Annotated in this window: 22 protein-coding genes; 13 read left to right on the top strand and 9 right to left on the bottom strand. The window is 71.4% G+C overall.

Annotation, left to right across the window (positions count from 1 at the left end):
• Positions 1 to 58 precede the first annotated feature (58 nt).
• From FNV62_RS37760 to FNV62_RS37750, 3 genes are all read left to right on the top strand, one after another.
• On the top strand, positions 59 to 814 hold the full coding sequence (locus tag FNV62_RS37760) for a DUF4142 domain-containing protein (protein ID WP_097286591.1): 756 nt from the start codon (positions 59 to 61) through the stop codon (positions 812 to 814).
• Positions 815 to 935: 121 nt separating this feature from the next.
• Entirely contained in the window at positions 936 to 1,724 is a 789-nt protein-coding gene (locus FNV62_RS37755) for a TIGR04222 domain-containing membrane protein (RefSeq protein ID WP_143603187.1), read from the top strand.
• A gap of 120 nt (positions 1,725 to 1,844) precedes the next feature.
• Positions 1,845 to 3,503 carry an alpha/beta hydrolase gene (locus FNV62_RS37750; RefSeq protein WP_143603186.1) on the top strand — a complete coding sequence of 553 codons (1,659 nt, stop codon included), beginning with the start codon at positions 1,845 to 1,847 and terminating at the stop codon, positions 3,501 to 3,503.
• On the opposite strand, the gene hemQ is transcribed toward FNV62_RS37750, so the two are convergent.
• Both hemQ and hemG read right to left on the bottom strand, forming a co-directional pair.
• Positions 3,504 to 4,235 (bottom strand): hydrogen peroxide-dependent heme synthase, encoded by a 732-nt coding sequence (gene hemQ, locus FNV62_RS37745; RefSeq protein ID WP_054233999.1) that lies wholly within the window; start codon positions 4,233 to 4,235, stop codon positions 3,504 to 3,506.
• 4 nt (positions 4,236 to 4,239) lie between these two features.
• On the bottom strand, positions 4,240 to 5,700 hold the full coding sequence (gene hemG, locus FNV62_RS37740) for a protoporphyrinogen oxidase (protein ID WP_097286588.1): 1,461 nt from the start codon (positions 5,698 to 5,700) through the stop codon (positions 4,240 to 4,242).
• A 179-nt stretch (positions 5,701 to 5,879) separates the two neighbouring features.
• Between hemG and FNV62_RS37735 the strand changes: the two genes are divergently transcribed.
• Entirely contained in the window at positions 5,880 to 6,866 is a 987-nt protein-coding gene (locus FNV62_RS37735) for a DUF4349 domain-containing protein (RefSeq protein ID WP_143628453.1), read from the top strand.
• A gap of 27 nt (positions 6,867 to 6,893) precedes the next feature.
• The gene (locus FNV62_RS37730; protein WP_143628451.1) at positions 6,894 to 8,282 is read left to right on the top strand and encodes an FAD-dependent oxidoreductase; all 1,389 of its coding nucleotides are present in this window, start codon (positions 6,894 to 6,896) and stop codon (positions 8,280 to 8,282) included.
• A 97-nt stretch (positions 8,283 to 8,379) separates the two neighbouring features.
• Here the strand turns inward: FNV62_RS37730 and FNV62_RS37725 are convergent, their stop codons facing one another.
• The gene (locus FNV62_RS37725) at positions 8,380 to 8,715 is read right to left on the bottom strand and encodes a hypothetical protein (protein ID WP_082417462.1); all 336 of its coding nucleotides are present in this window, start codon (positions 8,713 to 8,715) and stop codon (positions 8,380 to 8,382) included.
• A 124-nt stretch (positions 8,716 to 8,839) separates the two neighbouring features.
• Between FNV62_RS37725 and FNV62_RS37720 the strand changes: the two genes are divergently transcribed.
• Entirely contained in the window at positions 8,840 to 9,658 is an 819-nt protein-coding gene (locus tag FNV62_RS37720) for a rhomboid family intramembrane serine protease (protein WP_097286585.1), read from the top strand.
• Between the two features lie 54 nt (positions 9,659 to 9,712).
• Here FNV62_RS37720 and hemE read toward each other — a convergent pair whose 3' ends face one another.
• Entirely contained in the window at positions 9,713 to 10,783 is a 1,071-nt protein-coding gene (hemE, locus tag FNV62_RS37715) for a uroporphyrinogen decarboxylase (protein WP_054234005.1), read from the bottom strand.
• A 204-nt stretch (positions 10,784 to 10,987) separates the two neighbouring features.
• Here hemE and FNV62_RS37710 point away from each other — a divergent pair, with 204 nt between their 5' ends.
• The 6 genes from FNV62_RS37710 (at position 10,988) to FNV62_RS37685 (ending at position 18,301) form a co-directional block, all read left to right on the top strand.
• Positions 10,988 to 11,614, top strand: coding sequence for a DUF3000 domain-containing protein (locus tag FNV62_RS37710; protein WP_179858302.1), 627 nt, complete (start codon positions 10,988 to 10,990; stop codon positions 11,612 to 11,614).
• A 336-nt stretch (positions 11,615 to 11,950) separates the two neighbouring features.
• Entirely contained in the window at positions 11,951 to 12,613 is a 663-nt protein-coding gene (locus FNV62_RS37705; RefSeq protein WP_054234007.1) for a response regulator transcription factor, read from the top strand.
• A gap of 123 nt (positions 12,614 to 12,736) precedes the next feature.
• Positions 12,737 to 14,014 carry a ribonuclease D gene (locus FNV62_RS37700; RefSeq protein WP_054234008.1) on the top strand — a complete coding sequence of 426 codons (1,278 nt, stop codon included), beginning with the start codon at positions 12,737 to 12,739 and terminating at the stop codon, positions 14,012 to 14,014.
• Positions 14,015 to 14,367: 353 nt separating this feature from the next.
• The gene (locus FNV62_RS37695) at positions 14,368 to 15,594 is read left to right on the top strand and encodes a thiolase family protein (protein WP_097286583.1); all 1,227 of its coding nucleotides are present in this window, start codon (positions 14,368 to 14,370) and stop codon (positions 15,592 to 15,594) included.
• Positions 15,591 to 17,717 carry a 3-hydroxyacyl-CoA dehydrogenase NAD-binding domain-containing protein gene (locus FNV62_RS37690; protein WP_060899990.1) on the top strand — a complete coding sequence of 709 codons (2,127 nt, stop codon included), beginning with the start codon at positions 15,591 to 15,593 and terminating at the stop codon, positions 17,715 to 17,717. The genes FNV62_RS37695 and FNV62_RS37690 overlap by 4 nt, the downstream gene beginning before the upstream one ends.
• 278 nt (positions 17,718 to 17,995) lie before the next feature.
• Positions 17,996 to 18,301, top strand: coding sequence for a hypothetical protein (locus FNV62_RS37685; RefSeq protein WP_143599460.1), 306 nt, complete (start codon positions 17,996 to 17,998; stop codon positions 18,299 to 18,301).
• On the opposite strand, the gene FNV62_RS37680 is transcribed toward FNV62_RS37685, so the two are convergent.
• Together FNV62_RS37680 and FNV62_RS37675 are read right to left on the bottom strand one after the other, a co-directional pair.
• A protein-coding gene (locus FNV62_RS37680) for an IS5 family transposase (protein ID WP_143628445.1) occupies positions 18,302 to 19,113 on the bottom strand; the annotation gives its coding sequence in 2 pieces (ribosomal slippage) (positions 18,302 to 18,756 and positions 18,756 to 19,113; 813 coding nt in all).
• Between the two features lie 165 nt (positions 19,114 to 19,278).
• Positions 19,279 to 20,295, bottom strand: a complete 1,017-nt coding sequence (locus FNV62_RS37675; RefSeq protein WP_143656043.1) for a hypothetical protein — start codon at positions 20,293 to 20,295, stop codon at positions 19,279 to 19,281.
• 81 nt (positions 20,296 to 20,376) lie between these two features.
• Here FNV62_RS37675 and FNV62_RS37670 point away from each other — a divergent pair, with 81 nt between their 5' ends.
• Positions 20,377 to 20,751: an NTP pyrophosphohydrolase gene (locus tag FNV62_RS37670; protein WP_143628442.1), complete on the top strand. Its 375-nt coding sequence runs from the start codon at positions 20,377 to 20,379 to the stop codon at positions 20,749 to 20,751.
• Between the two features lie 77 nt (positions 20,752 to 20,828).
• Here the strand turns inward: FNV62_RS37670 and FNV62_RS37665 are convergent, their stop codons facing one another.
• The 3 genes from FNV62_RS37665 to dxs form a co-directional block, all read right to left on the bottom strand.
• A complete protein-coding gene (locus FNV62_RS37665; protein WP_143609415.1) occupies positions 20,829 to 22,295 on the bottom strand; it encodes an ArnT family glycosyltransferase in 1,467 nt (488 codons plus the stop codon).
• Between the two features lie 74 nt (positions 22,296 to 22,369).
• Positions 22,370 to 23,890 carry an amino acid permease gene (locus FNV62_RS37660; protein ID WP_054234014.1) on the bottom strand — a complete coding sequence of 507 codons (1,521 nt, stop codon included), beginning with the start codon at positions 23,888 to 23,890 and terminating at the stop codon, positions 22,370 to 22,372.
• 153 nt (positions 23,891 to 24,043) lie between these two features.
• Positions 24,044 to 25,975: a 1-deoxy-D-xylulose-5-phosphate synthase gene (gene dxs, locus FNV62_RS37655; protein ID WP_060899985.1), complete on the bottom strand. Its 1,932-nt coding sequence runs from the start codon at positions 25,973 to 25,975 to the stop codon at positions 24,044 to 24,046.
• Positions 25,976 to 26,078 lie beyond the last annotated feature (103 nt).

The following is a 26,078-nucleotide window of genomic DNA, read 5'->3' as shown; positions in this document are numbered from 1 at the left end:
TAATATGCCAACCCGCACCCGTAGCGCACTAGCGTGCGGTGCCGCAACAGGAGGCACCATGCGATCCATCAACCGCACCGGATTGGTCAGTGGCACAGGACTCATCATCGCGGCCCTCACCGCGACTCTCGCCGCCCTGATCTTTCCGATCTGGTCGTACGCGGACCGCGCCGGCACCGGCCTGGACACCCTGAACGCCCAGTCCGTGTCGACGCGGTTCGGTCCGCTGTCCGCACTGGACCGGGAGTTCATCACCAAGGTCCGGCTCGCCGGGCTGTGGGAGCTGCCCGCCGGCCAGCAGGCCGAGGAGCGCGGCACCACCCAGGCCGTGAAGACGGCGGGCGCGCACCTCGTCGAGGGCCACACGTTCCTCGACGCGCGCGTCCGCAACGTCGCCGCACGGCTCGGACTCGAACTCCCGAACCAGCCCAACGCCCAGCAGCGCGGCTGGCTGGCCACGCTCGACGCCGCGCACGGCACGGACTACGACCAGAAGTTCGCGAACATCCTGCGCAGGGCGCACGGCAAGGTCTTCTCCGTCGTCGCCCAGGTCCGCGCGAACACCCGCAACTCCCTCGTAAGGGACCTCGCCGACGACGCGAACACCACCGTGCTCGACCACATCAAGGTCCTCGAAGCCACCGGGTACGTGGACTTCGACGCCCTCGCCCAGGACGCCGCGACCGCGAGCCCGCCCCCGCTGACGGCTTCCCCGGCCCCGCCGGGTCCCCTCGCGTCCCCGGACAGCCCCGTCCCCGTCACCCCGTCCGGAACCTATCCGCTGCCCCCGGCCGCGTCCCGCCCCAAGGGCTAGCCGCGCGGCGCCCCTTGGGGAGCGCCCCGGCGGGCACCGGAACGTCACAGAGCCACAACGCTCCGTCCATATCGTGGGCATACCGTGGCGCCGACCTGGACTCCTCGCGTAGAAACACGCCATGTTCTGGGTCCTTCTCCTGCTCCTGGCCTGGGCCGCGGCCGGTATCTCCTGCACTCGGCTGTGCCTGGCCGCCGTGCGCGCGGCGGCGGTCGACGCCGACGCGGCGCGCGGACACCACCTCACGCTGTACGAGGCGGCGTTCCTGTCCGGCGGCCCCGCCCGGGTCGCCGATCTGACCCTGGTGTCGATGGCCCGTCAGCGGCGGCTGCTGCTCGCGCACACGGGCTGGGCGACCGTCGTGGACCCGCGCGGTCGCGACGAGATGGAGTGCTCGGTGATAGGGGCGATAGGTCCGCAGGGGCAGTCCCGGATAGCGCCCGTACGGGCGAGCACGGCCGCCGCGGACTCCGTACACCGCCTCGCCGACCGTCTCGTCGCCGCGGGCCTCGCCGTGCCCGACGGCGCCCGCACCACCGTCGCGAGCGCCATCCGCCAGGTCCAGGCCGCCGCCGCGGCCGTCCTCGCGCTCGGCGCCGTCGCCGTGCTGCTGCCCTCCCAGTCCCGGGCGAGCGAGAACGACGTGCCGATCGCCGTGTGGTTCTCGCTGCCGCTCATCCTCACCGTGAGCTGCCTCGCCATCGCCCGCATCGAGGTCCACCCGTACACACGCTGGGCCTCCCCGGCCGGACAGCGGCTGCTCGGCACCCTCGCCCGGCACCCCGACGCCACCGGCGACGACCGTACGTACCTCACCTCGGTCGCCGTACGCGGCGTCCGCGCCGTCGGCGAGCCGGAGCTGCGCGCGGCCTTCGCGCACCGCGACCGAAGCCCCGAGCGGCAGCGCTGACGGCGCCCGAGGGGGCGCATAGGGGTCATTGGGGCCGACACCGGCACCAGGTGCTTTACTTCATCAACTGACGAACCAAACATCCCTTTTGTCGCTGCCGTGCGCCGAAGGGGATACGCGATGAGAGCTGCCGTCCTGTACGGAACCACCGGGTCCTTGCTTCTGAGCGGCCTCGTCGCCGCCCCCGCGGGCGGCGCGGCGGCCTGGCCGAACCCCGCGGCCGCCCTCGAGGCGCGCGGCACCGTGGTCGCCGCCGCCCGTGCCGCGAAGGCCGGCATCCACTGGGGCGCGTGCCCCAAGGGGGACGACTTCCCGGTCGCGATGCGCTGCGGCACGGTCACCGTGCCGCTGGACTACGCGCAACCAGACGGCAAGAAGATCAAACTGACCGTCAGCCGCGCCGGCGCCACCGGCAAGGACCTGCGCAACTCCAAGCACAAGGTGCCGCGTCAGGGCTCCCTCGTCTACAACCCGGGCGGCCCGGGCGCGTCCGGCATGTACTTCCCCCTGATCGGCTTCCTCCCCGAGTGGAAACGCATCGCGGCCGCGTACGACCTCGTGGGCTACGCCCCGCGCGGCGTGGACCGCTCGGCCCCGTTGTCCTGCGAGGACCCGAAGCGCTTCCTGAAGGGGCCCGCGCAGTCGCCGACGAACCCCTCGGAGACGTACAAGAAGGAGCGCATCGCGGAGGCACAGACGTACGCCCGCGGCTGCCTCAAGCGCTCCGGGCAGGGCATCCGGCACTACACCTCGCTCAACAACGCCCGCGACCTCGATGTGCTGCGCGCCGCGCTGGGCGAGCGGAAGCTGACGTTCATGGGGGCGTCGTACGGCACGTACTTCGGCGCTCTGTACGCGACGCTCTTCCCCTCGCACGTACGCCGGATGGTGTTCGACTCGGCGGTGAACCCCGCCCCCCGGCAGATCTGGTACCGGAACAACCTCGACCAGTCGGTCGCGTTCGAGGCCCGTTGGGCGGACTTCCGCGCGTGGATCGCCAGGCACGACAAGGAGTACGCGCTCGGCACCACGCCCGAAGCGGTGCTGCACAACTACGAGAAGGCGCGGGCACGGCTCGCCGCGGCGCCCGCGGGCGGCAAGGTGGGGCCGCGTCAGTTGCAGGGCGCGTTCCTGGCGGCGGGGTACTTCGACGACTACTGGCCGCAGCGCGCCCTGGCGCTGTCCGCCTATCTGAAGGGCGACCCGAAGCCGCTGATCGAGCAGGCCGGGCCGCATCCGGAGGCGTCGGCCGAGGCGGAGAACGGCAACGCGGTGTACACGGCCGTGGAGTGCAACGACGCGTCCTGGCCGACGGACTGGCGTACCTGGGACCGGGACAACACCCGGCTCGCGCGCGTGGCACCGTTCGAGACCTGGGACAACGTGTGGATGAACCTGCCGTGCGCCTACTGGCCGGTGCCGCGGCAGAAGCCCCTCGATGTGCGGACGCTGCCCGGGGCGCTGGCGCCGGTCCTGATCCTGGCGGCCGAGCGGGACGCGGCGACGCCCTACGAGGGGGCGGTGGAGCTTCAGCGGCGGCTGTCCGGCTCGGTCCTGGTGACCGAGAGCGGCGCCGGGACGCACGGGATCGCGGGCGGCCCCAACCAGTGCGTCAACGGCTACCTGGACGCGTACCTCCTGGAGGGCCGCCTCCCGGAGCGGCGCGCGGCGTGCGCCCCGCACGCGGAGCCGGAGCCGGCGGCGCCGGACGGTGACAAGACCGCCCGGCACGACGCACAGGCCCATGAGGACGCGAAGACGACCCGCCAGGCTCCCTGATCAGGCGAGCCCGGCGACCAGCTCGGCCACGGACTTACGGCGGCCGGTGTAGAACGGGACCTCCTCGCGGACGTGCATGCGGGCCTCGGAGGCGCGCAGGTGGCGCATGAGGTCGACGATGCGGTACAGCTCGTCGGCCTCGAACGCGAGCATCCACTCGTAGTCGCCGAGGGAGAACGAGGCGACCGTGTTGGCGCGCACGTCCGGGTAGCCGCGGGCCATCTTGCCGTGGTCGGCGAGCATGCGGCGGCGGTCCTCGTCGGGCAGCAGGTACCAGTCGTAGGAGCGCACGAAGGGGTAGACGCTCACATAGTTGCGCGGCGTCTCGTCGGCGAGGAACGCCGGGATGTGCGAGCGGTTGAACTCGGCGGGGCGGTGCAGCGCCATGTTCGACCAGACCGGCTCCAGGGCGCGACCCAGCCTGGTGCGGCGGAAGAGGTTGTACGCCTCCTGGAGCTGGTCGCTGGTCTCGGCGTGCCACCAGATCATCAGGTCGGCGTCGGCGCGCAGCCCCGACACGTCGTACGTCCCGCGGACGGTGACGTCCTTCGCGGCGAGCTGGTCGAAGAGCTCCTGGACCTCGTCGGCGAAGCCGGCGCGGTCCTCGGGCAGCACGTCCTTCAGCTTGAACACGGACCACAGGGTGTAGCGGATGACCTCGTTGAGGTCCTTGGCCAGCTTGCCCTTGTTCGGGACCCTGCCGGACTCGGTGGTGGGGGCGTCGTCACTCATGAGGCTATTCTCCCGCTCCGCCGTGAAGGCTCTGCACCGGGTTCGCTCTCAGCGCCTCCAGTCCGGCGCGGTCGCCGCCGAGCTGGTCCACGGCGGCGTACGCGCTCGCGACGCACGCGGGGATGCCGACCCCGTCGTACGCCGCGCCGCAGACGGCGAGCCCCGGGAGCTCGGCCACGTGCTCGCGGACGCGGGCCACGCGCGTGTGGTGCCCGACCGGGTACTGCGGCAGGCCGTCGTCCCACCGGGTCACCCGGGTCGCCACGGGCTCGGCGGCCAGGCCGGTGGCCTCCCGCAGGTCGTGCCGGGAGACGTCCACGAGGTCGGCGTCGTCGCGGCCCAGCACCTCCGTCTCGCCGTACCGTCCGACGGAGGTGCGCAGGACGAGCAGGTCGGGGTTCTCCTCGGCGATCCAGCCCCACTTCCGGGAGGCGAAGGTGGAGGCCTTGATGGTGTGGCCGTCCACCGGTGGCACCAGGAAACCGCTCCCTTCGGGGAGGGTGATGTCCGCGCGCCGGTAGGCCAGCGTCACCAGCGCCATGGAGGCGTACTCGACACCGGCCAGCTCGGTGGCCGCCGCGGGCGCCTCGGCCCTCAGCAGGGCGGCGGCCGGGCCCGCGGGCACCGCGACGACGACCCCGTCCGCGTGCAGGACGCGTCCCCCGGCCACCACCCGCCAGCCGCCGTCCCCGGCGCGGCGCAGCTCCGTCACCGTGGCGCCGGTGAGGATCTCGCCGCCCCGCTCGCGCACCGACCGCGCGACCGCGAGCGGGAGTTGGCCCACTCCGCCCTCGATGCCCATGAACACCGGTCCGGTCTGCTGGGCCGCGGCCGCCTTCGCCTGGATCTCACGGACCGCCTCGGTCAGGGAGACATGGGTGCGGAGGGCGGCGAACAGCTGGGGGACGGCCAGCCGCATCGAGATGCGGTACGCGTCGCCCGCGTAGACGCCGCCCAGGAGGGGCTCGACCAGGCGGTCGACGACCTCGCGGCCGAGGCGTGCCGCCACGTACTCCCCCACGGCCACGTCGTCGCCGACTTCCGTGCGGGGCAGCTCGGCGTCGCGCTCGATGCGGGCCAGGCCCTCGTCGGAGAGGACTCCGGAGAGGGCGGCGGCCGTGCCGGGCACGCCCATGACGTGGCCCTTGGGCATGGGGCGCAGTGCGCCGCGCGTCCACAGGGAGGCGGTCGCGGTGGCGGGCGGCTGGAGCCGGTCGGCGAGGCCCACCTCGCGGGCGAGCGCGACCGCTTCCGGGCGACGGGCGAGCATCGACTCGGCGCCGAGGTCGACCCGTGCGCCCGCGATCTCGCCGGGCAGGAGCTTGCCGCCGACGCGGTCCGACGCCTCCAGGACGGTCACCCGCGCGCCGCGGTCCAGCAGGCGGTGGGCGGCGGCCAGACCGGCGATGCCGCCCCCGATGACGACGACCTGTCCCGTACCCGTACGACTGTCCTGTGCGCGCATGGCTCCACCTTCTCAGACCCCGTCGGCAGGCCCGCCGGGACCCGGAGCCGTCGTCCGGTACGGCGGTGCCCTGCGCGAGTCCCGACCGTGACCGCATCGGGATCGGATCCGGCAAACGTCGCGCCCGGCCCCGGCGTCGAAGGAAGGTCAGCAGTCACCAGCCACGGGGGTACGCCCACATGCACACACGACGTTCCGCACGAACGGGCCCGGTTCTCGCCGGGATGGTCCTCGCCGCCGCCCTCGCGGTGACGGGCTGCGGCGCCGCCGACGGTGGCTCCGCCTCCAGCGCCGACAAGGCGGCCGCGCCGGGCGCCGGGAACGCCCGCCCGGGCGCGGCGGACAGTGTCGCCTCGGGCGCGGGCGGCGCAAAGTCCACCCACCCGTCCAAGACCACCGGCACATCCGTGCCGGCCGGCAGCCACATCATCCGCACCGCCTCGCTGACCCTGCAGGTCAAGGACGTGCCCAAGGCACTGGACTCCGCCCGCGCCGCGGCCGTCGACGCGGGTGGCTACGTCGGCAACGAGACGACCACCCGGGACGGCGGGGGCCGCGAGCGCACCCGAGCCGTACTGCGTGTGCCCACCGACCGCTACGACGCGGTGCTCTCCTCCCTGGAGGGCACCGGGAAGGTCGTCGAGCGGACGGCGAAGGCGGAGGACGTCACCGACCAGGTCGTCGACGTGGAGAGCCGCGTCAAGTCGCAGCGCGTCAGCGTGGCCCGGGTCCGCGAGCTGATGGACCAGGCCACCAAGCTCAGCGATGTGGTCGCCCTGGAAGGCGAGTTGAGCACCCGCGAGTCGGACCTCGACGCCCTGCTCGCCCAGCAGGCGTCCCTGAAGGACCGCACCAGCCTGGCCACCATCACGCTCTCCCTCTCCGAGACCCCGCTGAAGCAGGCCGCGAAGAAGTCCGGCACGCCGGGCTTCGTGGACGCGCTGACGGGCGGCTGGGACGCGTTCGTCACGATGCTGCGCTGGATCGCCGTGGTGTTCGGCGTGGTGCTCCCGTTCCTGCTGAGCGCCGGGCTCCTCCTGGCGCTGTGGCTGCGGCTCGCCCGCACGGGGCAGCCGCGCCGGCCCGGGGCCGAAGTGGCTCCCGCGGGCGCGGGTTCGCTGCCGGTGGCACCGCCGGTGCGCGAAGAGGGTGGCGACGAGGACTGAAACGCCCGGTCCCCGTAGCGTGTTCGCATGAGCATGAGCCGTACGGAGCGACTGGTCGTGATCGGGGGTGACGCGGCGGGCATGTCCGCCGCGTCACAGGCACGCCGGATGCGCGGGCCCGACGAGCTGGAGATCGTGGCGTTCGAACGCGGTCACTTCAGCTCCTACTCGGCCTGCGGCATCCCGTACTGGGTGGGCGGCGACGTCCCCGAGCGGGACCGGCTGATCGCCCGGAGCCCGGCGGAACACCGGGAGCGCGCGATCGACCTGCGGATGCGCACCGAGGTCACGGAGATCGATGTCGCCGGGGGCCGCGTCCGCTCGCTCGACCTCGAGACCGGGGCCGAGGAGTGGACCTCGTACGACAAACTCGTGATCGCGACCGGTGCCCGTCCGATCCGCCCCGACCTGCCGGGCGTGGACGCTCCGGGCGTGCACGGCGTGCAGACCCTGGACGACGGCCAGGCCCTCCTGGACACACTGGCGACGACCGAGGGGCGTCGCGCGGTGGTCGTCGGCGCGGGCTACATCGGCGTGGAGATGGCCGAGGCGCTCATCAACCGCGGGTACGAGGTGACGGTCGTCAACCGCGGCAAGGAGCCGATGTCCACCCTCGACCCCGACATGGGCCGCCTGGTGCACACGGCCATGGAGAACCTCGGCATCACCATGGTCAACAACGCCGAGATCACCAAGCTCCTCACCGGGGACGCGGGCCGGGTCCGCGCGGTGGCCACCGAGGACGCGGAGTACCCGGCGGACGTGGTCGTGCTCGGCATCGGCGTACGCCCCGAGACCACGCTCGCACGGGCCGCGGGACTCCCCCTGGGCGAGCACGGCGGGCTGCTCACCGACCTGGCGATGCGGGTGCGCGGGCACGAGAACATCTGGGCCGGCGGCGACTGCGTCGAGGTGCTCGACCTGATCTCGGGACGCGAACGGCACATCGCTCTGGGCACGCATGCCAACAAGCACGGGCAGGTCATCGGCTCCAACGTGGGCGGCGGGTACGCGACCTTCCCCGGTGTCGTCGGTACGGCCGTGAGCAAGGTCTGCGATCTGGAGATCGCCCGCACCGGGCTGCGCGAGAAGGACGCGCACCGGGCGGGCCTGCGGTTCGAGGCCGTCACCATCGAGTCGACCAGCCGCGCGGGCTACTACCCGGACGCGGACCTCATGACGGTGAAGATGCTCGCCGAGCGCCGCACGGGGCGGCTGCTCGGCGTGCAGATCGTCGGCGGGGAAGGCGCGGCGAAGCGGGTCGACATCGCCGCGGTGGCGCTGACCGCGGGCATGACGGTGGAACAGATGACATCCCTGGACCTGGGCTACGCACCCCCGTTCTCACCGGTGTGGGACCCCATCCTGGTGGCGGCACGCAAGGCGGTGACGGCGGTACGGCGAAGCGCCCCGTAGGGGCGCGGGGCTGTGACCTATGCGGCTCCGCCGCGTGGGCGCGACCAGCCGACGACAACCCGCAGTCAACGCCCGACCGCAGCCCCCCACGGCGCCTCTACGCCGATTCGTGTCCCGCGTTCCCGTTGATCCGGTCTATCGCCTGTCGCGCCTGCTCGGCCGGCGGTCGCGCCGGAAGCGAGGACACCGACGCCGACGCGGTGACGGCCGCGGGCTGCGTGGTGGGCGGCTTGGCGTGGGCGGCCGACCGCGCGGAGCGCAGTCGGTGGCTGACGGCCTCGTCGAGGGTCACCGGCCGCTGCATGCGCGCCGCGAGCCGTCCGGCCTCCTGGCCGAGCGCGGCGACGTCCTCCCAGGGGAGGTGCAGCACCAGGGCGATTTCCGCCTCGCCGTCGGGCAGGGCATGCATCGGAGGAGTAACTCGGTCGTTCATCGCCTGTGTCCTCACGTCTCTCGCGTCGCGTCTTCGTCGCGGCGCGGGCGGTTGAGGAGACATACGGATACGGGGGCGGAGCCGTTCACGGATTCACCCGGCGTATCCCGGGCACTAGTTCCTCGTGGTCATCCCCGTCCATGACGTGAACCCGGTGCGCCGCACGCCCTATGTGACGTATGCGCTGATCGCCGCCAATGTTCTGGTGTTCCTCTACACGCCCGGCCTCGCGGGATCGGTGGCGGGTGACAGCGGGCTCTCCCAGCTGTGCCATCTGCACGCGTTCCTGGAGCACTACGCCGCGGTGCCGCAGGAGTTGGTCCACCACCAACTGCCCCGCCTGGTCCCGACCGGCGACGTCGGCGTCGGGGCAGGCGGCCCCGGGTGTCTGGTGGGGCCGCCGACGTACGACAAGTCGCCGCCGCTCTCGGTCCTCACCGCGATGTTCCTGCACGGCAGCTGGCTGCATCTGCTCGGCAACATGCTCTTCCTGCTGATCTTCGGCAACAACATCGAGGACCGCCTCGGACATGTGCGGTTCGCGGTGTTCTACGTGGCGTGCGGTTACGCGGCCGCTTACGGCTTCGCGTACCTCAACGCCGACTCGGCCGACCCGCTGATCGGCGCCTCCGGAGCGATCGCCGGAGTCCTCGGCGCCTATCTGGTGCTCTATCCGAGGGCCAGGGTCTGGGTGCTCGTCCCGTTCCTGGTCTTCCTGCCGCTGCGACTGCCCGCGTGGCTGGTGCTGGGCTTCTGGTTCGCGTTGCAGGCGGTGTACTCGTCCGGCGGCGGCGTCTCCACCGCCGGAACCGTGGCGTACGAGGCCCACGTGGTCGGCTTCCTCGTGGGGATGCTGCTGGCCTGGCCGCTGCGCCCGGGCACCCCGCCACCGCCGGAACCGCGCAGCCTGCTGTTCGGCAGACAGGCGCGGCACAGCTGGTGAGGCGGGCGGCGTCGAGGCGTGCGTCGTCCCCTGTAGGACATCCCCCGCAGGAGGTCAGCGCGCGGTCTGCTGGTGGACGTGCTCCACGAGGCGGGTCAGCGCGTCCGGGTCGGTGTTCGGCGGGACGCCGTGGCCGAGGTTGAAGACGTGGCCCTCGAGACCGGCGGCGGCGTCCAGCACCTCGCGGGTCTTGGCCTCCACGGCCTCGGTGGTGGAGAAGAGGACGGCGGGGTCGAGGTTGCCCTGGAGCGCCTTGCCGGGGCCGACGCGGCGGGCGGCCTCGTCGAGCGGGACGCGCCAGTCGACGCCGACGACGTCCGCGCCCGCCTCACCCATGAGGCCGAGCAGCTCGCCGGTGCCGACGCCGAAGTGGATGCGGGGCACGCCGTACCCGGCCACGGACTCGAAGACCTTGGTGGACGCGGGCATCACCGAGCGCCGGTAGTCGGCGGGTGCCAGGGCGCCGACCCAGGAGTCGAAGAGCTGGACGGCGCTGGCGCCCGCCTCGATCTGCACCTTCAGGAAGGCGGAGGTGATCTCGGCGAGACGGTCGAGCAGGTCGGCCCACAGCTGCGGGTCGCCGTACATGAGCGCCTTGGTGTGCTCGTGGTTCTTGGACGGACCGCCCTCCACGAGGTAACTCGCGAGAGTGAAAGGCGCGCCCGCGAAACCGATGAGCGGGGTCTCGCCGAGCTCGGCCGTCAGGAGCTTGATCGCCTCGGTGACGTACCAGACGTCCTCGGGGGTCAGATCGCGCAGCTGGGCCAGGTCGGCGCGGGTGCGGATCGGGTTCTCGACGACCGGGCCGACGCCCGGCTTGATGTCGAGATCGATGCCGATGGCCTTCAGCGGGACGACGATGTCGCTGAAGTAGATCGCCGCGTCCACGTTGTGCCGGCGCACCGGCTGGAGGGTGATCTCGGCGACCAGCTCCGGCCGCATGCAGGACTCCAGCATGGGAATGCCCTCGCGCACCTTGAGGTACTCGGGCAGCGAGCGACCGGCCTGCCGCATGAACCACACGGGCGTGTGCGGCACGGGCTCGCGCCTGCACGCCTTGAGGAAGGCGGACTCGTACGTGGCTGTCGGCGGCTGGCCCGCGGCGGGGCGGTCATTGGCACTCACGACGGAAAGTCTCGCACGCCCCGCCGACCCGCAAGTGCCGGGCTCCGGCGCCCGGAGCGGTCCGCTCCCGCCTGCGCTTTCGCGCGGCACGATCCGGACAGTGGTCCGGCGCACGGGTGTCTCTCCCTGCACGCGGGCTCCGTTCCCCTTAATCTTCCCCGCATGGCTGCGGCTCAGGGACGACTGTCGGACGGCGCTGGCGAAATGGACGATGCCAAGGAGGGGGACCGGGATGCGAGGGAGACGGCTCCGCCGCCCTTCCGGGCTGCCGTCGACGCACTGAGGGCCGCGCGGTTGCGGCCCGAGATCGAGATCGACCCGACGCGCCCACCACAGCGCCTGGCCCCTTTCGCGTACGCGCTGGAGGCCGCGGTCGTCGCCGACGACGAGGACCTGGCGGACGGCCGGCTCATTCTGCTGCACGACCCGGCGGGGCACGACGCCTGGCAGGGCTCCTTCCGGCTGGTGACGCTGGTCCGCGCGGAGCTGGAGCCGGAGATGGCGGCCGACCCGCTGCTCCCCGACGTCTCCTGGTCGTGGCTGACCGGCGCGTTGCAGGCCCGCGGTCTGTCGTACGGCGAACCGAGCGGCACCGTCACCCGGGCGAGCTCGCACTACTTCGGGGGGCTGTCCGAGCGCCCCGCCGCGTCCCAGATCGAGATCCGGGCCTCCTGGACGCCCCGCGAGGGCCTGGGCGGCGTACCGGACACGGCCGCGCACCTCGCCGCCTGGTGCGATCTGCTCTGTCAGATCGCGGGCCTGCCCCCGGCGGGGCCGGGCGACGGCTCGGTGGTGACCCTCCCGCAGCGCCGGGGTCCGCAGTCCCGCTGAACGCCCTTCTTTCGCTTCTCCGTCTTCCGGGGCGCCCGTGTCATGTCGAACGGGCGCCCTTTTCGACCTCGCGGAACGCCGCGCCCTTTGCCGAGTTCCTTGCCGAGGTTTTGTCGATACGGCCACTTTCAGCCGTGTCGTGACATGGAACGACTCGGTTCGATCTTCGGATGATCGATCGCGTGTCCGAATTGCACGGATTGTTACTCACCAAATCGTGATCATTCTCTAAAGGCGGACGGGTTTGATGCCGAAGACGTCTGTGACCTTGAAAACACGGTTCGCCCCGGCTTCATCCCCACAGCCGGTCCCCGTCCCGCACCCCCAGGAGGCCTGGTGTCCGTTCTCCTCGAGCAGCCCGCAAGCCTGGTCGCCTACCGCCCGAACAAGCCGACCGCCATGGTGGTCGTGGCCGACCCACGGGTCCGATCCACCGTCACCCGCCACCTCTGGGCGCTCGGAGTGCGCGACGTCATCGAGGCGTCGTCCGTCGCGGAGGCCCGTCCCCGAATCGGCAACCCGCGCGACATCTGTGTCGCCGACGTCCACCTGCCCGACGGCAGCGGGCTCACCCTGCTGTCCGAGACCCGAGCCGCGGGCTGGCCCAACGGCCTCGCCCTCTCCGCCGCCGACGACATCGGCGCCGTGCGCAACGCCCTCGCGGGCGGCGTCAAGGGCTATGTCGTCACCGGCACCCGTACGAACGTCGGGCTCCCCACCCGACCCGGTGTCGCGCCCATCGGTTCGGCCGCCGCCCGTATGCACCGCCGCCCCCCGGGTGCCCCGAGCCACCCGGGCGGCTACCGCGAGCTCTCCGGCCGAGAGGTCGAGGTGCTCCGGCTCGTCGCCGAGGGCCAGTCGAACAAGGCCATCGGCGTCTCCATGGGCCTGTCCGCGCTGACCGTCAAGAGCCACCTCGCCCGCATCGCCCGCAAGCTCGGCACGGGCGACCGCGCCGGGATGGTGGCCGTCGCCCTGCGGACGGGGATCATCCACTGAAACAGGGGCACACCCCCCACCGGACCGGAACTTTCACCGACCTGACTGGTTTACGACCCTCCTGCGCCCGTCGACGGAACGTTCCGTCGGCGGGCGTAGTCCATACACAGATACCCTTGACAGGTGACCGACGCCCAAGAGACCGCAGAAGACAGCTCACTGCGAACCACCGGAGGCGGCCCTCCGGACGACGTCGAATCGGCGCCGATCCCTTTGCTTGAGCCCCGAGAGGGCATTCCGCCCGTCGTCGCCGACGAGACCTCGCTCGCCGAGGTGATCGCGGCCTTCGCCGCCGGCTCCGGCCCCGTGGCCGTGGACGCCGAACGCGCGTCCGGGTACCGATACGGCCAGCGCGCCTATCTGGTGCAGCTGCGCCGCGAGGGCGCCGGCACCGCGCTGATCGACCCCGTCGCCTGTCCCGACCTCTCCGGACTCGGCGAGGCCATCTCCGGCGTCGAGTGGGTGCTGCACGCCGCCACCCAGGACCTGCCGTGTCTGCGGGAGATAGGCATGGTGCCGACGCGGCTCTTCGACACCGAGCTGGCCGGACGCCTGGCCGGGTTCCCCCGAGTGGGCCTGGGCGCGATGGTCGAGAGCGTGCTCGGCTTCGTACTGGAGAAGGGGCACTCCGCGGTCGACTGGTCCACGCGCCCGCTCCCGGAGCCGTGGCTGCGCTACGCCGCGCTCGACGTGGAACTGCTCGTCGATCTGCGCGACGCCCTGGAGAAGGAGCTCGACCGGCAGGGCAAGCTGGACTGGGCCCGACAGGAGTTCGACGCGATCGCGCAGGCCGAGCCCGCGCCGCCGCGCAAGGACCCCTGGCGCCGTACGTCCGGGATGCACAAGGTGCGCCGCCGTCGGCAGATGGCGGTCGTGCGGGAGCTGTGGGAGGCCCGGGACCGGATCGCCCAGCGCCGGGACATCTCGCCGGGCAAGGTGCTGGGGGACGGGGCCATCGTGGAGGCCGCGCTCTCCCTTCCGGCCAACGTGCACGCGCTTGCCGCGCTGAACGGGTTCGGGCACCGGATGGGGCGGCGCCAGCTGGAGCAGTGGCAGGCCGCCGTGGACCGTGCGAAGGCAGTGCCGGACGCCGAGCTGCCGCAGCCCGGGCAGCCCGTCACCGGGCCTCCGCCGCCGCGCGCCTGGGCCGACAAGGACCCGGCCGCCGCAGCCCGGCTCTCCGCGGCGCGGGCCGCCGTGTCGGCGCTGGCCGAGCAGCTCAACATGCCGCAGGAGAACCTGATCACTCCGGACACGGTGCGGCGGGTGTGCTGGGAGCCGCCGGCCGGTGCCGACGCCGAGTCGGTTTCGGCCGCGCTCGCCGGGTACGGGGCTCGTGCGTGGCAGGTGGAGTTGGTCACACCGGTCCTGGTGGATGCGTTGGCCGTCAAGGGTGCCTAGTCGCCGTACGTGGTTCTGACGTACGGCGACCGCCGGTCATTTCGGGTTGCTCGCGCAGTTCCCCGCGCCCCTTTGGGGGCGCGGTTTCGTCTCCCGTGCGCTCCGAAGGGGTCCTTGCGGCGAAAGAGCGACGTCGAGATCACGCCAAGATCCTCGGGTGGCCTACAGAGAACGGTATGGAGATCGAGACGATGTCCGTGCCCGAGCGGAGACGATCGGCGGATGTGACGTTCGCCGCTCCCGTCGTCGGGACTGGGCAGGGTGGTTACTCGCAAGTAGCATGACGGGGTGAGCGCGCGCTCAGTCGCGTGCGACGCGCAGCAGTGCCATCCCGCATCTGGAGGAGAGCCATCGTGCCTCGTACCGTCAGGGACGTCGTCTTCGTCGACGGCGTCCGCACCCCGTTCGGCAAGGCGGGCCCGAAGGGCATCTACCACGAGACCCGCGCCGACGACCTCGTCGTGAAGGCCATCCGGGAGCTGCTGCGTCGCAACCCGGGCCTCGACCCGAAGAAGATCGACGAGGTCGCCATCGCCGCGACCACGCAGATCGGTGACCAGGGCCTGACCCTGGGGCGGACCGCGGGCATCCTCGCCGGGCTGCCGCAGTCGGTCCCCGGCTACTCCATCGACCGTATGTGCGCGGGCGCGCTGACCGCCGTCACCACCACCGCGGGCTCCATCGCCTTCGGTGCGTACGACGCCGTCATCGCCGGTGGTGTCGAGCACATGGGCCGCCACCCGATGGGCGAGGGCGTGGACCCGAACCCGCGGTTCGTCAGCGAGAAGCTGGTCGACGAGTCCGCCCTGTTCATGGGCATGACCGCCGAGAACCTGCACGACCGCTACCCGCAGATCACCAAGCAGCGCGCCGACGAGTACGCCGTGCGCTCGCAGGAGAAGGCCGCCAAGGCGTACGCCAACGGCAAGATCCAGCAGGACCTGGTGCCGATCTCGGTGCGCAACACCAACGCGGAGGTCGGTGAGACCGGCTGGGGCCTGGTCACCGCCGACGAGCCGATGCGCCCGGGCACCACGCTGGAGAACCTGGCCGGGCTCAAGACGCCGTTCCGCGTGCACGGCCGGGTCACCGCCGGCAACGCGGCCGGTCTGAACGACGGCGCCACCGCCTCGATCATCGCGAGCGAGGACTTCGCCCGCGAGCACAACCTGCCGGTGAGGATGCGGCTCGTCTCGTACGCCTTCGCGGGCGTCGAGCCGGAGGTCATGGGCTACGGCCCGATCCCGGCGACGGAGAAGGCCCTCGCCAAGGCGGGTCTGTCCATCGAGGACATCAACCTCTTCGAGGTCAACGAGGCCTTCGCCGTCCAGGTGCTGGCGTTCCTCGAGCACTACGGCATCGCGGACGACGACGCGCGCGTCAACCAGTACGGCGGCGCCATCGCCTTCGGACACCCGCTCGCCTCCTCCGGCGTACGTCTGATGACGCAGCTGGCCCGCCAGTTCGAGGAGCAGCCGGAGGTCCGTTACGGCCTCACCACCATGTGCGTCGGCTTCGGCATGGGCGCCACGGTGATCTGGGAGAACCCGCACCACAAGGACGCCGGAGGCAACAAGTGAGCACCGCTGAACTCCTGAAGGGTGCGGCCGAGCTGTTCCCCGACGAGGTCGTGACGTCCGCGCACGTACGCCACCTCGACCTGCCGTTCGGTGCCGGGCGCTTCGCGCTCATCACCCTTGACAACGGTTTCGACCACACCAAGCCGACCACCTTCGGCCCGGCCTCGCTGGCGAACCTGAGCGCCGCGATCGACCAGGTCGAGAAGGAGGCCGCGGCCGGCGAGATCGTCGGTGTCGGCGTCACCGGCAAGCCGTTCATCTTCGCGGTCGGCGCGGACCTGAAGGGCGTCGAGCTCCTCAAGCACCACGACGACGCGCTCGCCATCGGCAAGGGCGGCCACGAGGTCTTCAAGCGTCTCGCGGCGCTGGCCGTCCCGACCTTCGCGTACTACAACGGCGCGGCGATGGGCGGCGGTGTCGAGGTCGGTCTGCACTGCCAGTACCGCACGGTGTCGAAGGCCATCGCGGCCTTCTCCCTCCCCGAGGTCTTCCTCGGTCTGGTCCCGGGCTGGGGCGGCTGCACGCTGCTGCCGAACCTGATCGGCGCCGACAAGGCCGTCTCGGTCATCATCGAGAACTCGCTCAACCAGAACAAGCAGCTCAAGGGCAAGCAGGTCTTCGACCTCGGCATCGCCGACGCCATCTTCGAAGGTGCCGACTTCCTGGAGCAGTCGCTGATCTGGACCGCGTCCGTCCTCAAGGGCGACATCGCGGTCGAGCGTCCCGAGATCGACCGCGGCGAGGCCTGGGACCAGGCCGTCGCCAAGGGCCGGTTCATCGCCGACGGCAAGGTGCACGGGGCGGCTCCGGCCGCGTACCGCGCCCTCGACATCATCGAGGCGGCCAAGGACGGCGACCTGCAGAAGGGCTACGACGCCGAGGACATCGCCCTCGCCGACCTGATCATGGGCGGCGAACTGCGTTCCGGCATCTACGCCTTCAACCTGGTCCAGAAGCGCGGCAAGCGCCCCGCGGGCGCGCCGGACAAGAACCTGGCCCGTCCGGTCACCAAGGTGGGCGTCGTGGGCGCGGGCCTGATGGCCTCGCAGCTCGCCCTGCTCTTCCTGCGCCGCCTCGAAGTACCGGTCGTCCTCACGGACATCGACCAGGAGCGCGTCGACAAGGGTGTGGGCTACGTCCACGCCGAGATCGACAAGCTGCTGGCGAAGTCCCGCGTCAACCAGGACAAGGCCAACCGCCTCAAGGCGCTGGTGACCGGTGTCCTGGACAAGGCCGAGGGCTTCTCCGACGCCGACTTCATCATCGAGGCCGTCTTCGAGGAGATCGGCGTCAAGCAGCAGGTGTTCGCGGAGGTCGAGGCGGTCGCCCCGGCGCACGCGATCCTCGCCACCAACACCTCCTCCCTCTCGGTGACGGAGATGGCGTCGAAGCTGAAGAACCCCGAGCGGGTCGTGGGCTTCCACTTCTTCAACCCGGTCGCGATCCTGCCGCTCCTCGAGATCGTGCGCGGCGAGCAGACGGACGACGCCTCGCTGGCCACGGCGTTCGCCGTCGCCAAGAAGCTGAAGAAGACCGCGGTACTGGTGAAGGACGCCCCGGCGTTCGTCGTCAACCGCATCCTCACCCGCTTCATGGGCGAGATCCAGAACGTCATCGACGAGGGCACGCCGGTCGAGGTCGCCGAGAAGGCGGTCGAGCCGCTGGGCCTGCCGATGTCCCCGCTGGTCCTCCTGGAGCTGGTCGGTCCCGCCATCGGCCTGCACGTCTCGGAGACCCTCAACCGGGCCTTCCCGGACCGCTTCACGGTCTCGCCGAACCTCGCCGCCGTCGTCAAGGCGGGCAAGCGCGGCTTCTACGTGTACGACTCCGGGAAGCCGGAGCTGGACCCCGAGGTCGCGGCGCTCCTGAAGCAGGGCGACGTGGTCCTCACGGAGGAGCAGGTGCGTGCCCGTGTCCTGGACGCGGTCGCCCAGGAGATCGGTCTGATGCTCGACGAGGGTGTCGTCGCCGAGGCCCAGGACATCGACCTCTGCCTGATCACCGGTGCCGGCTGGCCCTTCCACCTGGGCGGGATCACTCCGTACCTGGACCGTGAGGGCGTCTCCGAGCGAGTGACCGGCAAGCGGTTCCTCGAGGCCGGGGTGGCTTCCGTCCCCGCGTAGCCGCTCCGCTCCGTCTCCCGGGTGCCCTGTACGCCGCCGTGGCGTACGGGGCACCCGTCGTTTCCCTCGCCCCCGCCGCCCCTACCCGTCCCATCCCCAGGGGCTCCGCCCCTTCGACCCCGCCAAGGGGCTCCGCCCCCTGCACCCCCACATCGGCCTGAACGGCCTCGTCCTCAAACGCCGGACGGGCTGAAAGTGCGCGCCGGCGCCCTTAAGAGGTTGTTTCTCTTGGCCCCCGCTGATCACAGTGGGGATCGTGCGTGAGGTGTCCTGGATGCATGCGGGGTGGCAACATCACCTCGTCATTGCTGGTACCGGCGGAGGGTGAAGTCGTGCTTCAAGGGGAGGAAGTGGTGCGGGCACTTCTGGTGGCGGTGGCATCCCTGGAGGATCTCGTCAAGGTCGGACGTGACTCGCAGATGGCTTTGAACGCCCTGGAGGAGATCGCTTTTGAGCTCGGCAAGATGGATTCAGGGGAAGGCCGGCGGTTCACTGAGGTACTGGAGCATGTAGCCGCTTCGGAGCCAGACCGTGCCGTCTGGATCCAGGACGTTCCGAGTGCACTGGGCCTTGAGTGCATTTGATCAGACAGCCGCCAGGCGTCGGAAGCAGATGAAGGCGGCGGCTATGCCCACGAAGCTGAGGAAATGCTCGGACTTTCGCTCATAGCGGCGGTGGAGCCGTCGGCACCCGGCCAGCCAGGACACCGTCCGCTCAACCACCCACCGGTGGCGGCCCAGGCGACCGGAGGGCTCGATCCCGCGGCGGGCGATCCGGTGCTGGATCCCCCGACCTCGAAGCCATCGGCGCAGGTAGTCGTAGTCGTATCCCTTGTCCGCATGCAGCTTGTCCGGTCGCCGCCGGCGTGGTCCACGTCGGGAACGGATCGGCGCGATGCCCTGGACGAGCGGCTGAAGGGCCAGGCTGTCGTGGGTGTTGGCAGCCGAGATGCCGAGCGAGATCGGTAGGCCGTTGCGATCACAGATCAGGTGGATCTTCGACCCCTTCTTGCCCCGATCGGTCGGATTCGGTCCGGTCAGGGGCCCCCTTTGATGGCACGGATGCTCACCGAGTCGATCGCGCACCGGGACCAGTCCAGCTCTCCCTTTCTGCCGAGCTCGTCCAGGATCACTCGGTGGAGCCGTGCCCAGACACGGTCGTGGCTCCACTGGGCGAAGCGGCGGTACACGGTCTGCCAGCACGGCCCGAACACCGGCGGCAATTGCCGCCAGGTGCAGCCAGAGGTGGCTACGAAGACGATCGCCGCCAGCGTCTCCCGGTCACCAGCACGCCGCCGACCACCACCCTGCGGACGCAGGACGACCGTCTCCGGAACCACCCGCCTGAACAACTCCCACAGCTCGTCAGGCACCAGATGCTCGGCAAGACCCTCCACGCCAAGCCCAACGCGTCAGCCAGCCAAAGGAAACGGTGTCTAAGGGGCGCGGCGAACTGCGCGCCCAGCCCCCGCCGGGCCGCAGCCGGAGGAGTCGGCCGGGGGGCTGGGGGCGGAGCCCCCAGGGATGGGACGGGTAAGGGCGGCGGGGGCGGGAAACGGCTGTCACACCGGGCGCCACGCCTCCAGCGCCAAGCCCGGTTCGTCCTTGCGCCGGGTGAGGAGGAGCTCCTCACTGCCGGGGGCGAGCGTCGCCGCGACCACACGCCCCTCCTCGTCCTCCGCCAAAGACACCTCGGCCCCGACGGGAAGCCCAGGACCCGACTCGGTCCACCACGCCCCCGCCGCCTCCTGCTCGGTGGGATACGCGGCGAAGACGATCCGCCCGCTCGCCGACCGCTGCGCGAGCAACGTGCAGTCGTAGCCGTCGAGTTCACACCGGATCGCCGAGACGGCGCCGGGACCGGCCGACGCGAGCACGGCGACAGGCTTGGTACCCGGGCGCCACGCGCACACGTCACCCGCCTCGTCGGTGAAGAAGAGGGTGGTGGAGGAGGGAGAGGTGGCGAGGGCGCGGAGGGTTCCGGGGCGTGCGGATGTCTCCAGGGACTCCTGGAGCACCGGCTGCTTGCCCGGCTCCTCCTGGCGCCAGTGGGCGACCCCGTCCGGCACGGCCGCGTACAGCTCGACGAGCCCGGACTCCCCCGTCACGGCCGCCAGATCCTCCCGTACGTCACTGCCCTTGAGGTCGCGCCACGGATCCCAGCCGCCCTTCTCCTTCTGGGCGACCATGCTGACCCCGCCGCCCTTGTTGCGCACGAAGACGTGGGCGCGCCCCTGCGCGTCGACCGCGACGGCCGGCGTACCGGTGCGGTCACCCGTCTTGTCGGGGTGCCCGATCGAGTGCCAGTCGAGCGCGGCGAGCCGCGGCCGGAAGTGCGTGGTGTGCACGAGCCCGGACTCGCCGGGCACGGTGGGGCGCCAGGAGACGAGATGGGTGTAGCCGTCGGCGCCCTGGCCGACGGCGAGGACGGGGTGCAGGCGCTGCTCGCCGCCGATGGTGCGCGGTGGGTCCCAGGGGCCGCCGGGGCCGCGCTCCGCCCGGCAGTGGACGGCGGTGCCCGACAGCAGGTACACACTGAGCCTGCCGTCGCGACCGCGTCTGAGCCATTCGCCGTTCACCGGTTCACTTTAATCCGGGGCCCTCTCGTCCTGATCCGGGGCCCTCTCGTCATCTCCTGGGTGCCATGCCACGCTGGTCGGATGACCGACCAGCCTCTGCTCGTGATCATCGACGCCGCCAACGTCGTCGGCTCCGTCCCCGACGGCTGGTGGCGCGACCGCCGGGGTGCCGCGGAGCGGCTGCGGGACCGGCTCGCCCGGGACGGACTGCCCGGGCACGAGGGTCCGGTGGAGCTGGTCCTCGTGGTGGAGGGCGCGGCCAAGGGGGTGGAGTCCGTCCCCGGTGTACGGGTCGTGGAGGCACCCGGCAGCGGCGACGACCGCATCGTGGAGGCGGTGACCGAGGCCGGTGAGCGCCCCGTCCTGGTCATCACGGCGGACCGTGAACTGCGGCGCAGGGTGAGCGAGTCGGGCGCGGAGGTGGCGGGCCCCCGGACGGTACGGGGGCCCTCCTGAGCCGACGCGCGACCGCTGGGCCGGGACAGGTCGGCGGGCGGGCGGGGCGAGCCCGGGTGAGCGGCGCGGCCCCGGGGTCAGTCCGGCGGCCCCGTGCGGGCGTACAGCACCGCCCCGTCCACCGTGCCCGCCTCCTCGTACCCCGCGGCCAGCAGCCGGCGCAGCGAGCTGACCCGGTCGGGGGCGTACGGCTTGCCCCGGGAGTCGTCGACGACGAGGGCCGGTGGGTGGGCCGTCAGTTCCGCGCGGAACACCGGCCAGGCGCCCTCGACGGCGTACTTCTCGCCGACCTGGGGACCGTCGCGGCCCCCGCTGTAGTTGGTGAGGAGCCCGGCGGTCAGATAGCGGCTGGCGGGGGTCCGGTTCGCCAGCCAGTACGTCTCCGGGTGTATGCCCCACACGAGGACGCGGTCCCCGGGATCCGTACGGTGGTGCAGGGCTGCGGCGAGGCGCTGGGCGTGCCCGAGTTCGGGGCGTGGCGCGAGCAGGCCCCAGGCCAGGAACAGCGCGCAGCAGCCGACCGAGGCGAAGACGGCGGTCACCAGGCGGTCGCGGGGCAGGATCTGGAGCGCGGCCGTCGCCAACAGGGCCACGGACGGAATGAGTTGCAGGTAGTAGTGGCCGAAGAAGTGGAAGCCGACCAGGACCGCCATCGCCGACGAGCCCAGCCACAGCCAGAGTTCGGCCGCGCCGGCGCGGGCCACGCGCAGCGCCCGCAGGATCGGCGGGATCAGGCCCGCGCAGGCCGCCGCGAGGATGCCCGTGTTGGTCAACCCCCGTGACAGGACGTGGAGTTCGGAGCCCCTGAAGGAGACGTAGGCACCCGAACCGGTGACCGTCCAGAACAGGAAACCCGCCGGGGTGGTGAGCAGCGCCGCGCCGAGGACCGGGGCGACCACGCCAACTCCCAGCCACAGCAGGCCCTTTCGGGGGGCCGTCTCCTGCCGCCACAGCATCCAGAGCACCGGCACAATCACCGCCCCGCCGGTCTGCTTGGTCAGGAAGGAGCAGGCCACGGCGACCCCCGCGGCGCCCCAGCGGCGCCGGTCGGCGCACCACATCGCGGCCGTCGTGCAGGGCAGTATGAACACCTCGAAGGTCGCCGCCTGCGCGTCCTCGGGGTTGAGCCCGATGGAGACCAGCGCGTACAGCAGCCCGGCCGTGCGCCCGGCCCGATCGCCCCAGCGACGCCGGGCCAGCGAGGCCAGCAGCACGGCGGTCGACAGCTGGGCCACGATCGCGAGGACGCGCACGGACGTCAGCGAACCGGAACCGAACACCGCGAACGCCGCCTCGTACAGCCACGGCACGAGCGGCGGCTTGCGGTCCACGACGGTCTCGTACAGCTCTCCCCCGCCCGCCAGTATCCGCGCCTGTACGGCGAGATAGCCCTCGTCGGGGTTCCACAGCGGCCGTACGAAGGAGGGGGCCCGGGTGAGACAGACCAGCACCCCGAGGACGGGCAGCAGCCGTCTCCAGTAGCCGGGGCCCGACATCCGTGACGCGGCTGCGGAGCGTGGTGATTCCAGGAGCCCGGCGAGCATACGGTGCACGCTATCCGGCCCCGCGGTCTCCACCGAAGCGGGACATACGGGGCCGGAGCATCAATGGGGGCCGATCACTGGGTGTCGGGGCGCGGCGGGTGCACCGCGGCCCCGGTCGTCTCCTCGTGCCGCGCGAGACGGCTGTGCGAGCGGCCGTACAGGAAGTAGACGCCGAAGCCGATCACCATCCAGATGGCGAACCGCAGCCAGGTCTCGGCCGGCAGGTTGAGCATCAGCCAGAGCGAGGCGAGGACGGAGACGATCGGGACGAGCGGGACGAGCGGGGTGCGGAAGGAGCGGGGCAGGTCGGGGCGGGTGTGGCGGAGGATGACGACGCCGATCGCGACGACGACGAAGGCGAAGAGCGTACCGATGTTGACCAGTTCGGCCAGTTCGCTGAGGCTGGTGAAGCCCGCCAGGATCGCGATGATCACACCGAGCAGGATGGTCGGCCGGTGCGGGGTGCGGAACCTGGGGTGGACCCGGGAGAAGAACCGCGGCAGCAGTCCGTCGCGGCTCATCGCGAAGAAGACCCGGGTCTGGCCGAGCAGCAGGATCATGCAGACCGTGGTCAGGCCGACGGCGGCGCCGAAGCTGATGACGCCCGCGTACCAGGGGTGCCCGGTCGCCTTGAAGGCGTCGGCGAGCGGGGCGTCGATGGACAGCCGGTCGTACCTCTGCATGCCGGTGACGACGATCGACACGGCCACGTAGAGAGCGGTGCAGATGAAGAGCGAGCCCAGGATGCCGCGCGGCATGTCCCGCTGCGGGTTCTTGGTCTCCTCGGCGGCCGTCGCCACCACGTCGAAGCCGATGAAGGCGAAGAAGACGACGGAGGCGGCGGTGAAGATGCCCATCACGCCGAAGTTGGTGGGTGTGTAGCCGAACATGAGCTGGACGAGCGGGGCATTGAGACTGCTGCCCGCCTCCTGAGCCTGCGCCTTGGGGATGAAGGGCGTGTAGTTGTCGCCCACGATGAAGAAGGCGCCCGCGATGATCACGATCATCACGACGGTGACCTTGATGGCGACGACGACCGTGGTGACGCGGGCGGAGAGCTTCACGCCGATGACCAGGATCGCCGTGAGCACCAGCACCAGCGCGGCGGCGAGGATGTCGAAGCCGAACCCGGAGGACCCCTCACGCCCGCTGAGATAGTCCGGCAGATGCCAGCCCGCGTTGTCCAGCAGCGAGCGCACGTACCCCGACCAGCCGACGGCCACCACCGCCGTACCGAGCGCGAACTCCAGCACCAGGTCCCAGCCGATGATCCAGGCGGGCAGCTCACCGAGCGAGGCGTACGCGAAGGTGTACGCGGACCCCGCCACCGGGACCGTGGAGGCGAACTCCGCGTAGCACAGCGCCGCCAGGGCGCAGACGACACCCGCGACGACGAACGCCAGCGAGACCGCGGGGCCCGCGTTCTCCTTGGCGACCTTGCCGGTGAGGACGAAGATGCCGGTTCCGATGATGACACCGACGCCGAAGACGGTGAGATCCAGAGCCGACAGCGACTTCTTGAGTGCGTGCTCCGGCTCCTCAGTGTCCAAGATCGACTGTTCGACCTTCTTAGTCCTGAAGAGGGTGCTGCTCACTGGCCTACCTCCACGCTTGGTGTCCTCGACATGATCGAGGGGGCGTGTACCGCGCATGCCCCGAGGCGGTCGATTTCACGCAAATGGGCCGGTTTCGCCACCCGTGCGGGGTGGCGAAACCGGCCCGATGGACCTGCGTTCGACGGTGGTACGTCAGTCGCGGGCGGGCTCCACCGAGTCCACCGCCTGCGCGGCGGCCCCCGGGAAGCGGCCGTCGAGCTTGGAGACGAGACCGGTGACCTGGCGGGCGATGTCCGGTGCGGTCAGGCCGATCTCCGCCATGACCTCGGCGCGCGAGGCGTGGTCGAGGAAGCGCGGCGGGATGCCGAAGTCGCGCAGCGGGACGTCGACACCCGCGTCGCGCAGGGCCTGCGCGATCGTCGAGCCGACGCCGCCCACCCGGGAGTTGTCCTCGACGGTGACGACCACGCGGTGCTGCTCGGCGAGCGGGGCCATGGCCTCGTCGACCGGCTTGACCCAGCGCGGGTCGACGACGGTCGTGGAGATGCCCTGCTGGTCGAGGAGGCCGGCGATCTCCAGGCACATCGGCGCGAGGGCGCCGACGGAGACGAGGAGCACGTCGGGCGCGTCGGTGCCCGGCTCACGCAGCACGTCCATGCCGCCGATCCGGCCCACCGCGGGCACCGCCGGACCGACCGCGCCCTTGGAGAAGCGGACCACGGTCGGCGCGTCGGTCACGTCGACGGCCTCGCGCAGCTGGGCGCGGACCTGGTCGGCGTCACGCGGCGCGGCGAGCCTGAGACCCGGCACCACCTGAAGGATCGACATGTCCCACATGCCGTTGTGCGAGGCGCCGTCGGTGCCGGTGACACCCGCGCGGTCCAGCACGAACGTCACGCCGCACTTGTGCAGGGCCACGTCCATCAGGACCTGGTCGAAGGCACGGTTGAGGAAGGTCGCGTACACGGCGAAGACGGGGTGCAGTCCGCCGGTCGCCAGGCCCGCCGCGGACACGGCGCCGTGCTGCTCCGCGATGCCGACGTCGTACACCCGTTTGGGGAAGACCTTGGCGAACTTGTCGAGGCCGACCGGCTGGAGCATCGCGGCCGTGATGGCGACCACGTCCTTGCGCTCCTGGCCGAGCTTGACCATCTCCTCGCCGAAGACGGAGGTCCAGTCGGCGCCGGAGGAGGCGATCGGCAGGCCCGTGTCGGGGTGGATCTTGCCGACGGCGTGGAAGCGGTCCGCCTCGTCCTGCAGGGCGGGCTGGTAGCCGCGGCCCTTCTCGGTGAGGCAGTGCACGATGACCGGGCCGCCGAAGCGCTTGGCGCGGGCCAGCGCCGACTCCAGGGCCTCGATGTCGTGGCCGTCGATCGGGCCCACGTACTTCAGGCCCAGGTCCTCGAACATGCCCTGCGGGGCGATGAAGTCCTTGAGCCCCTTCTTCGCGCCGTGCAGGGTCTCGTAGAGCGGCTTGCCGACGACCGGCGTGCGCTCCAGGAGGTCCTTCCCCCGAGCGAGGAAGCGCTCGTAGCCGTCCGTGGTGCGCAGGGTCGCCAGGTGGTTCGCGAGACCGCCGATCGTGGGGGCGTACGAACGCTCGTTGTCGTTGACGACGATGACCAGGTGGCGGTCCTTGGCGTCCGCGATGTTGTTGAGCGCCTCCCAGGCCATGCCGCCGGTGAGAGCGCCGTCACCGATGACGGCGACCACGTGGTCGTCCCTGTCGAGCACCTCGTTGGCCTTCGCCAGACCGTCGGCCCAGCCGAGGACCGTGGAGGCGTGCGAGTTCTCGATCACGTCGTGCTCGGACTCGGCCTGCGAGGGATAGCCGGACAGGCCGCCCTTCATCTTCAGCTTCGAGAAGTCCTGACGGCCGGTGAGCAGCTTGTGGACGTAGGACTGGTGACCGGTGTCCCACAGCACCCTGTCCTTCGGCGACTCGAAGACGCGGTGCAGGGCGATGGTGAGCTCCACGACACCGAGATTGGGGCCCAGGTGGCCGCCTGTCTTGGAGACCGCGTCGACGAGAAAGGTCCTGATCTCGCCGGCCAGCTGGTCCAGCTGCTCCAGGCTGAGCCGGTCCAGATCGCGCGGTCCCCTGATGCGGGTCAGCAGCGGCACCCGTGCCTCCTTGCAGTAGAGCTGTTCGAGCTTTGCCGGGCCTGTCGAGTCTAATGTTCCGCCAGGACATGACTGTGCCCGGCACCGCCATTGGCACCGGGCA

The organism is Streptomyces sp. RLB3-17, from assembly GCF_007113425.2.
GTDB classification, from domain to species: Bacteria; Actinomycetota; Actinomycetes; order Streptomycetales; family Streptomycetaceae; genus Streptomyces; species Streptomyces mirabilis_D.
The sequence above is the reverse complement of the archived record's forward strand: the minus strand, read 5'-3'. Positions and strand labels throughout refer to the sequence as shown.

Bases quoted from the DNA above. Each gene is read 5' to 3' on its own strand.
- FNV62_RS37760 (WP_097286591.1), top strand. From the start codon at position 59: ATGCGATCCATCAACCGCACCGGATTGGTCAGTGGCACAGGACTCATC.
- FNV62_RS37755 (WP_143603187.1), top strand. From the start codon at position 936: ATGTTCTGGGTCCTTCTCCTGCTCCTGGCCTGGGCCGCGGCCGGTATC.
- FNV62_RS37750 (WP_143603186.1), top strand. From the start codon at position 1,845: ATGAGAGCTGCCGTCCTGTACGGAACCACCGGGTCCTTGCTTCTGAGC.
- hemQ (WP_054233999.1), bottom strand. From the start codon at position 4,235: ATGAGTGACGACGCCCCCACCACCGAGTCCGGCAGGGTCCCGAACAAG.
- hemG (WP_097286588.1), bottom strand. From the start codon at position 5,700: ATGCGCGCACAGGACAGTCGTACGGGTACGGGACAGGTCGTCGTCATC.
- FNV62_RS37735 (WP_143628453.1), top strand. From the start codon at position 5,880: ATGCACACACGACGTTCCGCACGAACGGGCCCGGTTCTCGCCGGGATG.
- FNV62_RS37730 (WP_143628451.1), top strand. From the start codon at position 6,894: ATGAGCATGAGCCGTACGGAGCGACTGGTCGTGATCGGGGGTGACGCG.
- FNV62_RS37725 (WP_082417462.1), bottom strand. From the start codon at position 8,715: ATGAACGACCGAGTTACTCCTCCGATGCATGCCCTGCCCGACGGCGAG.
- FNV62_RS37710 (WP_179858302.1), top strand. From the start codon at position 10,988: ATGGACGATGCCAAGGAGGGGGACCGGGATGCGAGGGAGACGGCTCCG.
- FNV62_RS37685 (WP_143599460.1), top strand. From the start codon at position 17,996: ATGCGGGGTGGCAACATCACCTCGTCATTGCTGGTACCGGCGGAGGGT.
- FNV62_RS37670 (WP_143628442.1), top strand. From the start codon at position 20,377: ATGACCGACCAGCCTCTGCTCGTGATCATCGACGCCGCCAACGTCGTC.
- FNV62_RS37665 (WP_143609415.1), bottom strand. From the start codon at position 22,295: ATGCTCGCCGGGCTCCTGGAATCACCACGCTCCGCAGCCGCGTCACGG.